This window comes from uncultured Gimesia sp. (assembly GCF_963976445.1).
Taxonomy (GTDB): domain Bacteria; phylum Planctomycetota; class Planctomycetia; order Planctomycetales; family Planctomycetaceae; genus Gimesia.
Genome location: NZ_CAXBKP010000001.1, coordinates 485,523 through 499,599 on the forward strand (window position 1 = coordinate 485,523; position 14,077 = coordinate 499,599).

Genomic DNA, 14,077 nt, shown 5'->3' on the forward strand with positions numbered 1-14,077 from the left:
AGTTGACACTGATCTGGAATCAGAGGAGGGACCATGATGACAACCTTGATACAAATCAATCAGACAGCTCAGATTACGCCGCATGCAAAACGTCTGCCATCACGATTTCATGTCACAGTCCTCTCCAATTTTGCGCGTGGTTATGATAAATACAGCCACGAATATTCCAAGGCGCGCATTCCGGAAAGCAAGTTTTCTGACAAATTTCATCTGCTGGAAATCGATCAGTTAAACATCGGCATCAATAAAAACAACCGGCTGTTAGCCAAACTGAATCTGCCCGAAAATGAATTACTCGTCCTGGAAACAGAGGTCGACGAAGATCGGCTGTTTGTAACGGAACACACGGGCCTGGGCCATTTTATCGAAGGCACATCGATTCGTATTCAACGCGTCTACCTGCTGAATCCGGATGCGACGCTGCGTGAAATCTCTATCGAGGAAGCGATGGCCCGTTCGCTCTCTGTTCTACAACAAAATCTGCCACAGTATAGCGAGTTAACACCCCGCTCCATTTCTCTACTGCCCGTCGCCATCGGCTGTCAGGCTAAATGTTCGTTCTGTTTTTCCAAATCCTCTGCGTCAGTGGAACAGGACAAAGGAACGTTATCACTGGAACACATCGCAACATTGATGCAGGCGGCGAAATTACGTGGTGCACAGCGGGCCGTGATCACAGGCGGAGGCGAACCAACGCTTTATCCCCGTCCCAAATTACTGGAACTGATTCGCCTTGCTGCCAACTATTTCTCGCAAAAAGTGGTTTTGATCACAAATGGTTTTATTCTAACGGAAATGTCCGCTGCAGAACGATTCGCTTTTTTGGAGGAACTTCAAACCGCCGGCCTGACCACACTCGCCATCTCCCATCATCATCACGATCCTGATGTGAATCGGCGGATTATGAGTCTGAATATTGACGTAACCCGCATTGCAAAAAGCCTTGCGCAAAACCTGGATCGATTTCCCACACTTTCCATGCGTCTGATCTGTGTGCTGCAGAAAGGGGGCGTGGAAGATGCAGGCGCTATCCAAAATTTTCTCAACTGGGCCGCGTCATTGAACGTCCAGGAAGTCTGCTTCAAGGAATTGTATGTTTCCACAAGCGTGGAGTCCGAGTATTACTCCCGGCCCGCCAACGAGTGGAGCGAAGCACATCAGGTGCCGCTGAGACTCCTGCTGGATTTCCTTCAAGCGGAAGACTGGAACCAGATGGGAGAACTTCCCTGGGGTGCGCCAATTTATGAAAACAACATCAACGGCGTCCCGATGAAAGTCGCCGCCTACACGGAACCCAGCCTGCTCTGGGAACTGAGTCAGGGATTGTGTCGCAGCTGGAACATCATGGCCGACGGTCGCTGTTTAACTTCACTGGAAGATCGCAGGAGTGAAATACATTTATCATGAATTTTCAGGAATACCGGGCCGCTAAAGAAACGTATCTAAAATCAGACCCGCTCCGGCTCGATTGTATGAATACGCAGAAAGCATTGAGTCACCTTGCCCCCCCAGTAAGCGCAACGGGGCAGGAATCATCACTGCAGGAAGCGCTCTCCGTCTGGCAGAAAGTGACCGGATTTAATCTCAATCAACTGCACGCCATCCCCGGAATCGGCGTCCGTGATCTGCTCACCCAACTTGTGAAGCAGCTCAAACAGCAACAAGCTTCGTTCATCTTCCCCCGGGATGTCTATCCGGTTTATCATCAGATATTGGATGGTTATCCCTGCCGAACATATCGCACACTGCCCGATTGGGAGTTTGACTTTTTAATCGAAACGCCTGACCAGCGGCAAGTCCTGCTGCTAACACAACCGGCGGTCCCCGTCGGACGTTATCTGAATCTGCAGGAAACCACGTCCCTCGTCCACTGGTTAGCCGCCGACCCAAGTCGCCTGCTGATCATCGATGCCGCTTATGCCTACGAACCCGATCACAGCATCTACGCGCAACTTCTCCGCACGAGTCAGTGCATCTGCCTGTTCTCTTTGTCGAAACCCTGGCTGATGCCCGAACAGTGGGGCATTGCAGTCGGCCCCAAAGAACTGCTGGAAAGCCATCTGCAATCGCAAGATGACATCACCTGCAACTGGGTCGAGGTCATCCGGCAACACGCCGCTCTGCCAGCCCAGCTTCGATCAGCTTTTTTAGACGAATGGAGCCGACTAACACCCGCGATTCATTACTTCGCCCCCCACTGGCAGCCACCACAAGCCGGCTATTATTCCACCGTCAACATCCCCTTCGCGCAACTTCTGCGGGAACAGAATGTCCTGGGAGTCCCCGCCAGCGTCTTCGGCTCCGACCGGGAGGATGTGACAGTGATCTCATGCCTGTTCGCGATTCAACAACGGAGCCTCTTACGAGTTTGAAAACATCGACCAGCAGCTCAAGTTATTGAAATCACATGCACACTCGTCGCCCCTTCCTGTTATACTATCTAAATGTACTCAATTCAGGTAGACGGGGGAGATTACTATGAAATTCTCGCGAATATGCAAATGGTTGCTGATTCCAGTATTAGCCGCCTTTGTGCTCTGGGTCGTAATGTACTCTGAACACCAAAAGATCGAATTCGCCAAACAACGACTTCGTTCCCAAGGAGTTGTTGTCACAGAAGTCTATCGCTTTAATCCCATCCGCGAGTCAACCTTCAAACTGGAATACGTATTTGACACAGAAGAGCTCAGGATTTCACATGTCAATCCTTTTACTTTTCACAGGGCATCTGATTTTATTCAGGATTTAAAAATACTGGCGCCGTCTATCAGAGGTGTAGAAATCGATGGTGCCGTCTTCACTGATCAGGATGCAATCGTCCTGAGTCAAATGCCAAAGTTGCGCTACCTGAGTCTGAACGGTGCTGAATTGACAGAATCGGGAATCGCGGCTTTATCGAATCTCAAACAACTTGGATCGCTTACCATTTATGAGCTTCGATTAGCAGACAGCAAGATCGTCTGGTTGCAGAACTACCCAGAATTGTGGACACTGAATCTCGCCAAATCTGAACTCAGTCCTGAAACGTACCAGCAGTTCGCAGCGCTGAAACAACTCGAGAAGCTGAATCTGCTCAATTCAAACATGAAATCCTCTGACCTGCAAGTTCTGGCGCATCTTCCCAAATTAAGTGAGCTCAATCTTCAAGGAACACGGGTAGATGACCGGGCGGCTCCTCACCTGAAAAAGATGAAAGCACTACAACGACTGGATCTCAGTAAAACGAACGTCGGAGACGAAGTCTGTAACCAGATTTCGAAAATCAACTTAAAAGAGCTCATACTTGAACGGACACAGCTAGACGACCGGTCGGCACCCTACCTGAAGAATATGAAAACGATACAACGATTGAATCTCAGCAGAACGAACGTCGGAGACGAAGTCTGCCGTCAGCTTTCGAAAATCAACAGTTTGCAGATCTTAGATCTAAGTCAGACCCCCATTACGGACAGCGGCGTTCAGGCACTTCTTGAGGGATGTCCCAGCGTGAAAGGAATTAATCTCGAACGATGCCCGATTTCCAAAACCGCTTTTACGGCATCAAAGCAGTGGCCGGCCAACCTGGTTGGCCTGAATCTCAAAGGCACCGGGCTGTCTGGGCCAGAGTTTCTGAAAATCTATCGCGATCATGATTCCTTAATCTGGACCTCGTTCGACTGGAAAGACCATACTGGTCCGACCTATCAAAAGTTTCTCGATATTGAAAAACCACGCATGTTGATCGCCAGTCAAAAAACAAAATGAAAATATCTATCCAAGGTATCTCACAAGATTCAATCAAACCTGCGGTGATTCCTTAGATTCCTACTCTACCGACTGCTCGGTGAAGAACTCCATCTCGCTACTTTTCACATTGTAGAGCGCACCGACCACCTCATCTTGCCGGCGTCATCTTGTTCGCGGATCACATTGCTTCGCGCGGTCATCTCATGCCTGTTCGCGATTCAATAACGGAGCTTTGCGTCTCACTAAAGCTCCGAATCGCTTACCTGAAAACAACAGATGTCAATAAGCGACTTTTTCCGTGTTTTTCCAGAGATTAAACGCATCCAGCGAATTGTCTGTTGTCGCCTGAAAAACGCGGAACCCGTCACGCTTCCGTTCCCCATAAGGCGTTTCCAGTTCCTGATAGAGATCAAGATCAGAAAAATCGACGCCCGGCTCAGCCGCATCAAAACGTGTGGCTGAAAAGACAATCGTATCAATGCGTGACCAACGAATGGCGGCATAACACATCGGGCATGGCTCACAGCTACTGTAAATCTCACAATGCGATGTTTCGCCCGGCTGAGATAACTTGAGTCGAGAATCATCACTGTGAATATGGCCTAAGTTAAATACTCCCAAATCTCTGGCAACGGTGCGAACCGCAGTCACTTCGGCATGCGCGGTGGGATCGACTTTCCTCGTCACCTGATTGCGACACCGCCAATAGCGGATCACGCGATTTGATTCATCATCAATTTGAACGATGACAGCTCCAAACGGCCCGCCTCCCTCTTTGACAGATTGATGCGCTTCATCACAGGCCATGTGAATCCAGCGATTGCTTCCGACCTCGACACCCTTGTATTTGTCATGCTGCTTAATGTTATGTTGCTGACATGGATAGGGGTGACTCACAGCAGAGTTGGCTGTAGAACAATGGGAGCAATATTTTTTCACCACCGGCATCAACTGATTTTGTTTGACCAGCGGGGGAACGCCCTCGTAGTTCGCATCATCAATTACTTGAATGTATGATTTCGGCTGAGGTGTGAAAGCCGTTTGAGAACCAGGTTCTTCCGCGATCCAGAAAAAGGCGGCAATGGCGATAGCAGCCCCCAGCGAAATAGTGGTGATTAATTGTGTCATGATTTTTTACTTCTTGTCATACCATACATTTGTTATCATATAAACCAACGAGGGTCTCAGAAAAAGTACCTTGCTAGATAGAGCGGGACACGATTTTCAAATCGAGGTAAGCCACATTTTGCCCAACTCCCCTGATTATGACGATTACCCTGGTTGTATTCTTCGTTTTGCCAAAGGGAGACGACAGCATGATATTCCCGATACTTCGATCCCGAAATTGTCAAATTGATTGATTCGATCAGAGAAGCAAGATTCCAGCAAAGTTTGTGTGGCAGATAACTAACAAACAGGCCAATCTGTAATAGCTGGTGGATTAAAACGATGACATCTTTTGCCCTGACGTGGAGGCCAGCAAGCTCAGAAGAGATCTGGCACCAGTTTGCGTTCTGTCTCCTCGGAGCAGATTGCTCACAACTGATTCTGGAACAGGACGTCCGTCTAACTACAGACATCGAGGTGATGTTTGACAAACTGCTAATCGCAGATTTCGACCATGTTCCCATCTTTGACTACTGGTCTGTCCCACGCCCCACTCTTGAGCAAGAAGAGGACATCAAAACCGTCAATGAACTATGTAACTTTATTGCACAAACGGCAAAGATGTTAATCATCCCAACACCTTAATTTGAAAACGGTCAAGCGATTTTCCTGACTCTAAAGCAACTTCTACTGGAGAATCAAACCGATTCCACTAAAATGCCGATCACGCCAGAGTGCAGACTCGATCAATTGAATTGCAATGTGCTACACAAAGTATTAAGCATCATCCATCGCTCACTGCAAATCCAAGGTAATTTTGGAATTGAAGCTAGATACAGTTATACCAGAACGGGGAAAGTCCTGCTTTATATCTATCCCTGCTTAGTTTTATTCGGATTTAGTCCGCCTTTTTTTCTGCCAGGCTGGAAAGGTTACTCGTTGACTGGGTTCAGTTTATTCCTATCGATGTGCATTGCTTTATCGATTCGAACGGAACTTAAATCAGTCACAATCAATCATGTCGAAACCCTGGGAGACCTGGCCCATAAAATTGAAGCTCAGATTCAGGCGAGAGAATAAGGTCAAGCTCGATCAAACCTGCGGCGAGTCCTCAGCTTCCTGCTCCGCTGACTGCTCCGTGAAAAAATCCATTTTGCCGCTTTTCACGTCGTACAGCGCCCCGACTACCATCACCTGGTCGGCTTCGATTAACTTCTGAATCACTTCACTGCGTTCGACAATTTCATGTACACTGCGGAGCACGTTTTTCCGGGCGACTTCGTCCATGAAGGCTTCCTGCTCTTCGAGGCTCATCTCGTGCAAAGTTTTACAGACTTCCTGATCGACGCAATGTTCGACTTCAGAAATAATCGAATCCAGGTGAGGACAAGCGGCTATTTGTTCAATCTGATTACTGCGTCCCAGAAGCTGAACGGTCGACTGGATCGCACCACAGCGCGTGTGCCCCAGCACTAACACCAGTTTGACTCCCGCTACCGCGACGCCGTATTCAATGCTGCCTAGCGATTTATTCCCGATCACATTCCCGGCAACGCGGACACTCAAAACATCTCCGATCCCCAGGTCCAGGACCAGTTCCGCCGGCACACGCGAATCGATACAGCTCAGCACCACCGCTAAGGGGTTCTGTTCTCCTGCCGTCGCATTCACCTGATGACCCAGATCGCGCGAGAGTCGATTGCCCGTGTAGAAACGCCGATTCCCTTCTCGCAATATTTCCAGTACCTGCTCTGCCGTCACACGATCCTGTAATTCACGCGTCGAAAAATCGGCAAATTGAATCTCATCATTCAGTTGGTATTTCTTGCGGAACCCGCGCAGACTGACTTTGACACCACGCGCAGGACCGATTTGATTCTTGAATTCCTGGATCAGACTCAGAATATCGGGATCGATATAATCCGTATCGCTGGCATCAATCAGCATGTTTGTGCCTGATTCTGCTTCGTTAAACAGTTGGTCCAATGCCGCCCGATTCAGAAAGCTGACCTGATTCGCCAATTCAATATGCAGGATGTCTCCCCCCAGATGCGTTTCGACAATCCGCCGAATCGGCTGTCTCAAGCTACTGTTTAGAATAAACAGCACACTCACGCCCAGTCCAATCAGAATCCCCGTCAGTAAGTCGGTAAACACGATCGACAACAGCGTGATTAGAAAGGGTGCAAACTGATACCGGCCTTCCTTCCACATCTGGCGAAACAGAGCCGGACTGGCCAGCTTAAATCCGGTGACGAACAGAATCGCCGCCAAAGCAGAAAGGGGAATCAAGTTCAAATAGACGGGAAATAACCCCACACAAATCAGCAGTAACACGCCATGAAAGATGCAGGAGACTTTCGTTTTCGCTCCTGCGTTGACATTCACTGAACCACGGACAATCACCGAAGTCACGGGCAGGCCGCCAACCAGGCCGGAAACCATATTGCCCACTCCCTGTGCCACCAGTTCACGACTAGGAGGCGAATTTCGATTCTCGGGATCGAGTTTGTCAACCGCTTCCAGATTCAATAACGTTTCCAGCGAAGCGACGATGGCAATTGTCACCCCTGCCAGATAAATCGCAGGATTCGCCCACTGGGAAAAATCGGGGAATTTCAGAAACGTCAATAAATCATTGGCAGATTCCGCGACCGGAATCTGCACCATGTGGCTGGCTTCAATCGCCAAGGGACCACCGAGCCGCTGAAACAGAAGATGCAGACTTACCCCCAGCAGCACTACCACCAACGGTCCAGGAATAACCGAATTTTTAAGCAGTTTGACGCGGCCCCAAGCCAAGAGCAACACAATCGACATCACTCCCACCGCCGCGGCTCCAAAGTGAATATCTCCCTCAAACAGGGTCATGATCTCGGAAAACGTATTCTGCTTATCGGGCTGCGTAAATGACATTTCCCCTTCCGGGTCAGTATCGTGCCCCAAGAGATGCGGAATCTGTTTGAGAATCAGAATCACTCCAATAGCCGCCAGCAATCCTTTAATGACGCTGGACGGGAAAAACGAAGACAGTGACCCCGCGCGGACAATTCCCAGACCAATCTGAATGACACCACCAATCATCACCGCCAGCAGAAATGCTTCGAAGGAGCCCAGTGATGCAATTTGGGCGATGACGATTGCCGTCAGACCGGCAGCCGGCCCACTGACACTGGTGCTCGAGCCACTGATCGAACCCACCACAATTCCGCCAATAATGCCGGCCAGCAATCCGGAAAATAGCGGCGCGCCGGAAGCCAATGCGATCCCCAGACACAGCGGGAGCGCCACCAGAAATACGACCAGCCCCGATGTCAAATCACGCGGCAGATAAGAAAGCGGGTAGTTTGAGAGACGGGCATCATCCATATTGATTCACTCAGACAAATAACTTAGTTGGCGGGTTTTAGATCAGAGTCAGAATGTAGAGTTAAATTTCTGAATAGAAACGTAATTGATTATTGATAGTGTAAAAACGTATCGACCGTTTTTAGCGAAAAATACAGGATCAGTCCATCCCTACCGAATTGATATCGCATCAACTCCTGCTCATAAAAGCAAATCCAGCCTGAATTATAAGCGTAGCAAATGCCCCTCTCTGCAGGTTCGCTCCCCTATTATACGCAGTAACCTCTTTTTACAAATGGCTTTTACCTCATTCTGAAATTTTCATATTCCTGCCAGCATTTTCCACTTTAAAAAACGATTCGCTGGCTATAACAACATAAGGCGGCATTGTTCTCCCAATGAAAAACAGAGCTGCATTACCGTTTCGAAGCTCTCGAAGGAAGTCTTATGTACCAGCCAATCATTGCTCTTGCCTTCTATTTCGGCTTGTTTACCGCCCTTCCCTCCACTGCATTGGCAGGAGACGAACCGGCGTCGCAAACATGGTCACAATGGCGTGGCCCAAATCGCGACGGATCTGTCACCTCGCTCAAGCTGCCCGACAGCCTTGAAGAAGATCGCCTGAAACAAATCTGGCGTGTCGCGTTAAGCCCCAGTTACTCAGGCCCGATCGTCAGCAAGGATCGCGTTTTTGTCACCGAAACGGTAGATCAAAAAACAGAAGTCGTGCGTGCTCTGGATCGCAAGACTGGTAAGGAGTTATGGAAACAGAGCTGGTCGGGCTCTTTGAGCGTCCCCTTCTTTGCCAAAGCCAACGGCGACTGGATTCGTGCCACCCCTACGCTGGACGGCGACCGACTGTTTGTAGCCGGCATTCGCGATGTCCTGGTGTGTCTCGATGCCAACTCCGGCAAAGAACTCTGGCGCATCGACTTCGTCAAACAAACAAAAGCGAATCCCCCCGCGTTCGGATTTGCTTCCTCTCCGCTGGTCGTCGGCGATGCCGTGTTTGTTCAAGCGGGTGGAGGATTCTGTAAGGTCGATCAACAAACCGGAAAAATTGTCTGGCGCATTCTCGATGACGGAGGCGGCATGTCGGGCAGTGCTTTTTCTTCCCCGTTTTACACCACTCTAAACGGCGTGCCTCAAATTATCGTGCAGACCCGCACCACCCTGGCCGGCGTCGATCCCGAACAGGGAACCGTATACTGGAAAAAAGAAATCCCTGCATTCCGCGGCATGAATATCTTGACCCCCGCTGTGATTGATGATTTCATCTTCACCAGCAGCTATGGTGGTGGCTCCTTTCTATTCACGACAGCGAAAAACGAATCCGGGTGGAACCTCAATCAGAAATGGACCAGTAAGACACAAGCTTATATGTCTTCACCGAATATCATCGACGGGCATCTTTATCTGCACCTGCGAAATCAACGGTTTACCTGCCTCGACCTGGAGACCGGCGTAGTACGCTGGACGACAACTCCCTTCGGCAAATACTGGAGCACTGTTACCGATGGTCAAAAGATTCTGGCCCTTGATCAAAAAGGAGACCTGCTGTTAATTCGCGCCAATCCTGAAAAGTTCGATCTTATCGACCGCCGCAAAGTCGCCGACGATTCCTGGGCTCATATCGCAGTGAGTGGGAATGAAATATTCATTCGCGACTTAAACCATCTGACAGCTTATCGCTGGAATGACGCTGCATCAAATAACGGTCCAACACCATGAACGTCCCGGAAATTCGCATACGACAACTCAATCTGGCGTCTCTGAAAGGAGACGGCGACTACGTTTTATATTGGATGATTGCCAATCGTCGCACCCGTTTTAACTACAGTTTACAGCGGGCCGTCGAACTCAGTCAGGCATTAAATAAACCACTGCTGGTCTTTGAGGCCTTGCGCTGCGACTACGAATGGGCTAGTGACCGCCTGCATCAGTTTGTTCTGCAGGGTATGGCCGCGAATCAAAAGAGCCTCCAAGATTCGTCCGTCACGTATTACTCTTATGTAGAACCCGAACCCGGCCATGGCGCTGGTCTGTTGGATGCACTGGCGGCGGATGCGTGTGCCATCGTCACAGATGATTTTCCCTGCTTCTTCATCCCCCGTATGCTGCAGCAGGTTGCGCAGCGAATCCCGGTGAGTCTGGAAGCCGTTGATTCTAACGGCCTGTTACCAATGCGGGCGGCCTCGCAAATTTACCCGACCGCTTACGCGTTTCGCCGATTCCTGCACAAGAATTTGCCCGCCCATTTACTTGAGAGACCACAGGCCAATCCCCTCGCCCGCATCAAGCTGCCCCAACTCAAACAGATTTCGCCCGACATCCTCGAACGCTGGCCGCAGGCGTCTGAGAAAACTCTGCAGGCGACGCCGGACATCCTTGCTGACTTACCCATTGATCATCGGGTCGGCCCCTCAGTCTTCAAAGGAGGCATGGACGCTGCCAAATCCAGGTTAAAGCAGTTTCTCGACAAACGTTTCGACCGCTATCTTGATGAACGAAATCTGCCTGAAGAGGACGTCACCAGCGGCTTCTCACCTTATCTCCACTTCGGCCACCTTTCAGCGCATGAGATTTTCGACCGGCTGATCAACCGCGAACACTGGTCGGTAGAAAAAGTACTCGACCAGAAGGCAACTGGGAAACGGGCCGGCTGGTGGAACATGAGCGAAACCGCCGAAGCCTTTCTCGATCAACTGATTACCTGGCGCGAGCTGGGTTATAACATGTGCTGGCAGCGCGATGACTATGACCAGTATAAATCACTGCCCGACTGGGCGCAAATCACACTCGAAGCACACGCCCACGATCCGCGTGATCCCTGTTACTCTCTAGAAGAGTTCGAACAGGCTCAGACGCACGATGAGTTATGGAACGCCGCCCAGACTCAACTGGTGACGGAAGGCCGCCTGCATAACTACATGCGGATGGTCTGGGGCAAAAAAATTCTGCACTGGTCCGCCTCTCCACAAGCAGCACTGCAGACGATGATTCAGCTCAACAACAAATACGCGGTCGATGGTCGCAATCCGAATTCTTATAGCGGCATCTTCTGGTGCCTCGGCCGCTATGATCGAGCTTGGGGACCGGAACGCCCCATCTTCGGAAAGATCCGCTATATGTGCAGCAAAAATACGGCCCGTAAATTCAGCGTGTCCGGCTATCTCGAGCGCTACGGCAATGAAACGCGTCAGCGACAGTGATTCGATTGATCTCTGGTTCGCAGTCACTACACTGTCTTTAACACAAAGATTGTCGTCTGTGATTTTACTCGCCGAGATGCCTTACGCGGAGCCCCGTTGTGTCCAATGACCTTTTTCGAGGGTCCGTCCCTTATTACTCACGCTACCGTGTTCCTTACCCGGAACCACTGTTAACGCAGATCCTTAAACGGACCGACGTTTCCGGTCAGGGACGTCTGCTGGACCTGGGCTGCGGAACCGGAGAACTCGCACTGAGGCTGGCTCCTTCGTTTCGTGAGATCATCGCAGTTGACCCGAACCAGGAAATGTTAGCCGCTGCAAAACAAAAGGCAGATGACCTGAGTATTGAAACGGTTCAATGGCGCAACCAGAGTGCCGAACAGTTTTCCGCAGACGCTGATTCATTTGAGCTGGTGACAATCGGCGCTGCTTTCCATTGGATGGATCGCTCCACCATCGCAGAGCGTGTGCGTGATTGGCTGCTGCCAGGAAAACCTCTAGTCGTACTAGGTTATACCAGCATTTGGAGTGGTACCGCCGACTGGTTACCCCTTGTGCGCAACGTGATTCAGAAATGGCTGGGAGAAAAACGCCGTGCCGGTTCGGGAGAATATCCTGACGCCCTCGATCCACACGAACTGGTGCTGATCAACGTCGGCTATGAACTGGATGAGATCGAACACCGGCACCCGCACACCTGGACGCTCGACGAACTGATCGGCAATCTGTATTCGACCTCCTTCACCTCTCCAACTGTCCTCGGGGACAAACAACCCGCGTTCGAAACCGACCTGCGGAAGACACTACTCGAATATGATCGTAGCGGAATCTATCAGGAAGAGATGACATTCTACGCGCTCTTGGCGTACCCGGATTAAAAATGGATGGACCCGAATACAATTCGGTCCGAGCGCAGCGAGCAGGAGGTTCCAGAAAAACGTTCCGAACACCACACGCTGATCTCAGGTTAGTCCGGTCACTTAGTCGTAGGGGCGGTACCTGTGTGTCCGCCCGCCTGGCGAGGCTCAATGTTTTATAGCATTACCAATGGAACCAGTAAAAACATGCATACGTTGATTTCGGTCCCCCCCTGCCCCTGCGGGCGGCCACATAGGGTCGCGCCCTACTACATCAAGACGACTTTGAAGCGTTCCCCTGGTATCGAACCAGCACCGTCGGACAAGCCGATCGGTGGCACACGGAAGTCGGAGATACCTACGGAGTCAACCGTACTCAGTCGCTGCTACGGGCAGGCACATGTGCCGACTCCTACGATGATTTGGTCGTTATGTTGCTCTGAAATCTGCCGCATCCCCTGACAGTTTCCTGTTGTCTCCGCCAAACACCACAGATAGTTTTCGTGTAATTTCGTGCTTTTCGTGGTAGAAATAAAAGCTGTTGTGTGGCACTGTTGGCTTGCCAACAGTGAAACGAAAAACGCAGCATATTCAAATTGAAAACCACAAATTCCCGTACTAATTCAATCGTAGATCATCGCTCCGCCGTATAACAATGGGTGGCTCTTACCCTGATCAAGTTGTCGGTATAAACCCGGTAAGGAGACCTGCCACCTCAATTCGAGTCGGCGATGTTTGGAATCAGTCGCTGCTTCGCGCACCATTTGCGGAAAGGGAATCGTTTGATTGAGAAAGACCTGCGTGGGGGAATGATACTGTATCTTCTGGCTCGTGACCGTGGGAAGTGTCAGTATTTGTTTTCTAATAGCCGGTTCAGGATCCCAGGCTTGAACCACAGATTCATAGCGAAGTCCTTGATCAGCATGATTCAAAGCATCGATTTGGTAAACAGAGTGCTGCTTGTCATCTGCGATCACAGATGATAACGCACAACAAAGACAGACCAATCCCACAAACAGTGTTTTCATCTCAGGCCTCCTGAACACATCGGGCTCGAATAAAAGAACGCGTTTAAGAACCGTGAAATAACAGAAACACCAGATGCTGTCGAGAGCATTTGTCCCCTATACAATATTTCGCCAGTCCCTAATAAATGGGCCAGATGCCGGGGGTGGCGAGTTCGAGGACGTGGTTGTCGGGATCGCGGAAGTAGAGGCTTTCGCCGCCACGAGGCCAGCTGACGCGGCTTTCGATTTCCACGCCGTCTGAAACGAGCCGTTCTTCCCACTCTTGGAGATCATCGCGTTCAATCGCAAAGGCGAAATGTACGGGCCCCGATCCATCGTGTGGCGGAATCACGCCCCCTTCCAGATGGGCCGCCGTGTGCGTCGCGCCTCGTTTGAAGATCAAAAACACGCTCCGGTCGCCGGCATTCATGGCGCAAAACCGCTGGTCTTCTGCCATGATCTCAAATTCAAACAGCCGCCGATAGAAGTCGACCGCCAGTTGTAGGTCATCCACATAAATGGCTGTTTCCAGAACGCCGTGCACTTTCACTGTTTCTACTCCCTCTCAGGCTGCCTGACTTTGCGATTCGACTTCATAACACAGAATATCACCGGGCTGACATTCCAGAAACTCACAGATTTTTTCCAGAGTCGCAAACCGAATCCCCTTCACTTTTCCCGACTTCAGCAGTGAAAGATTCTGCTCGGTAATTCCCACATGCCGGGCCAGATCGCGCGACGTGACTTTGCGTCGGGCCAGCATCACATCGAGGGTAATACAAATTCGCATGATGTCCTTATCAAATCAGCAAGAGGTTTT

At 50.4% G+C, this 14,077-nt stretch carries 13 protein-coding genes; 8 read left to right on the plus strand and 5 right to left on the minus strand.

All coding sequences use genetic code 11. From position 1 onward, the window contains the following. Positions 1–33 precede the first annotated feature (33 nt). The 3 genes from AAC022_RS01770 to AAC022_RS01780 all read left to right on the plus strand — a co-directional run bounded on the left by AAC022_RS01770 (position 34) and on the right by AAC022_RS01780 (position 3,744). Complete coding sequence (locus AAC022_RS01770; protein WP_339727400.1) at positions 34–1,407, plus strand: radical SAM protein; 1,374 nt, start codon at positions 34–36, stop codon at positions 1,405–1,407. Further along, the gene (locus AAC022_RS01775) at positions 1,404–2,372 is read left to right on the plus strand and encodes a hypothetical protein (RefSeq protein ID WP_339727403.1); all 969 of its coding nucleotides are present in this window, start codon (positions 1,404–1,406) and stop codon (positions 2,370–2,372) included. The genes AAC022_RS01770 and AAC022_RS01775 overlap by 4 nt, the downstream gene beginning before the upstream one ends. A gap of 106 nt (positions 2,373–2,478) precedes the next feature. After that, positions 2,479–3,744 (plus strand): hypothetical protein, encoded by a 1,266-nt coding sequence (locus AAC022_RS01780; protein WP_339727405.1) that lies wholly within the window; start codon positions 2,479–2,481, stop codon positions 3,742–3,744. Positions 3,745–4,005: 261 nt separating this feature from the next. Here the strand turns inward: AAC022_RS01780 and AAC022_RS01785 are convergent, their stop codons facing one another. Further along, positions 4,006–4,854, minus strand: coding sequence for a nucleoside deaminase (locus AAC022_RS01785; RefSeq protein ID WP_339727407.1), 849 nt, complete (start codon positions 4,852–4,854; stop codon positions 4,006–4,008). 321 nt (positions 4,855–5,175) lie between these two features. On the opposite strand from AAC022_RS01785, the gene AAC022_RS01790 reads away from it, so the two are divergent. After that, positions 5,176–5,478, plus strand: a complete 303-nt coding sequence (locus AAC022_RS01790; protein WP_339727408.1) for a hypothetical protein — start codon at positions 5,176–5,178, stop codon at positions 5,476–5,478. Between the two features lie 447 nt (positions 5,479–5,925). Here AAC022_RS01790 and AAC022_RS01795 read toward each other — a convergent pair whose 3' ends face one another. Further along, the gene (locus tag AAC022_RS01795; RefSeq protein ID WP_339727410.1) at positions 5,926–8,202 is read right to left on the minus strand and encodes a SulP family inorganic anion transporter; all 2,277 of its coding nucleotides are present in this window, start codon (positions 8,200–8,202) and stop codon (positions 5,926–5,928) included. A 426-nt stretch (positions 8,203–8,628) separates the two neighbouring features. On the opposite strand from AAC022_RS01795, the gene AAC022_RS01800 reads away from it, so the two are divergent. The 4 genes from AAC022_RS01800 to AAC022_RS01815 all read left to right on the plus strand — a co-directional run bounded on the left by AAC022_RS01800 (position 8,629) and on the right by AAC022_RS01815 (position 12,712). Continuing rightward, positions 8,629–9,912: a PQQ-binding-like beta-propeller repeat protein gene (locus tag AAC022_RS01800; protein ID WP_339727412.1), complete on the plus strand. Its 1,284-nt coding sequence runs from the start codon at positions 8,629–8,631 to the stop codon at positions 9,910–9,912. Beyond that, on the plus strand, positions 9,909–11,393 hold the full coding sequence (locus AAC022_RS01805; protein WP_339727413.1) for a deoxyribodipyrimidine photolyase: 1,485 nt from the start codon (positions 9,909–9,911) through the stop codon (positions 11,391–11,393). Before AAC022_RS01800 ends, AAC022_RS01805 begins: the two co-directional genes overlap by 4 nt. Positions 11,394–11,491: 98 nt before the next feature. Next, positions 11,492–12,271: a methyltransferase domain-containing protein gene (locus AAC022_RS01810; RefSeq protein ID WP_339727415.1), complete on the plus strand. Its 780-nt coding sequence runs from the start codon at positions 11,492–11,494 to the stop codon at positions 12,269–12,271. 150 nt (positions 12,272–12,421) lie between these two features. Beyond that, on the plus strand, positions 12,422–12,712 hold the full coding sequence (locus AAC022_RS01815) for a hypothetical protein (protein ID WP_339727417.1): 291 nt from the start codon (positions 12,422–12,424) through the stop codon (positions 12,710–12,712). Between the two features lie 161 nt (positions 12,713–12,873). On the opposite strand, the gene AAC022_RS01820 is transcribed toward AAC022_RS01815, so the two are convergent. The 3 genes from AAC022_RS01820 to AAC022_RS01830 all read right to left on the minus strand — a co-directional run bounded on the left by AAC022_RS01820 (position 12,874) and on the right by AAC022_RS01830 (position 14,047). After that, complete coding sequence (locus AAC022_RS01820) at positions 12,874–13,278, minus strand: hypothetical protein (RefSeq protein ID WP_339727418.1); 405 nt, start codon at positions 13,276–13,278, stop codon at positions 12,874–12,876. A gap of 118 nt (positions 13,279–13,396) precedes the next feature. Beyond that, positions 13,397–13,807: a VOC family protein gene (locus tag AAC022_RS01825; RefSeq protein ID WP_339727420.1), complete on the minus strand. Its 411-nt coding sequence runs from the start codon at positions 13,805–13,807 to the stop codon at positions 13,397–13,399. Positions 13,808–13,822: 15 nt separating this feature from the next. After that, positions 13,823–14,047, minus strand: coding sequence for a helix-turn-helix transcriptional regulator (locus AAC022_RS01830; RefSeq protein ID WP_339727422.1), 225 nt, complete (start codon positions 14,045–14,047; stop codon positions 13,823–13,825). Positions 14,048–14,077: the final 30 nt, after the last annotated feature.

Coding starts and splice junctions, on each gene's coding strand:
- AAC022_RS01775 (WP_339727403.1), top strand. CDS start 1,404: ATGAATTTTCAGGAATACCGGGCCGCTAAAGAAACGTATCTAAAATCA.
- AAC022_RS01800 (WP_339727412.1), top strand. CDS start 8,629: ATGTACCAGCCAATCATTGCTCTTGCCTTCTATTTCGGCTTGTTTACC.
- AAC022_RS01770 (WP_339727400.1), top strand. CDS start 34: ATGATGACAACCTTGATACAAATCAATCAGACAGCTCAGATTACGCCG.
- AAC022_RS01805 (WP_339727413.1), top strand. CDS start 9,909: ATGAACGTCCCGGAAATTCGCATACGACAACTCAATCTGGCGTCTCTG.
- AAC022_RS01815 (WP_339727417.1), top strand. CDS start 12,422: ATGTTTTATAGCATTACCAATGGAACCAGTAAAAACATGCATACGTTG.
- AAC022_RS01780 (WP_339727405.1), top strand. CDS start 2,479: ATGAAATTCTCGCGAATATGCAAATGGTTGCTGATTCCAGTATTAGCC.
- AAC022_RS01830 (WP_339727422.1), bottom strand. CDS start 14,047: ATGCGAATTTGTATTACCCTCGATGTGATGCTGGCCCGACGCAAAGTC.
- AAC022_RS01795 (WP_339727410.1), bottom strand. CDS start 8,202: ATGGATGATGCCCGTCTCTCAAACTACCCGCTTTCTTATCTGCCGCGT.
- AAC022_RS01785 (WP_339727407.1), bottom strand. CDS start 4,854: ATGACACAATTAATCACCACTATTTCGCTGGGGGCTGCTATCGCCATT.
- AAC022_RS01820 (WP_339727418.1), bottom strand. CDS start 13,278: ATGAAAACACTGTTTGTGGGATTGGTCTGTCTTTGTTGTGCGTTATCA.
- AAC022_RS01790 (WP_339727408.1), top strand. CDS start 5,176: ATGACATCTTTTGCCCTGACGTGGAGGCCAGCAAGCTCAGAAGAGATC.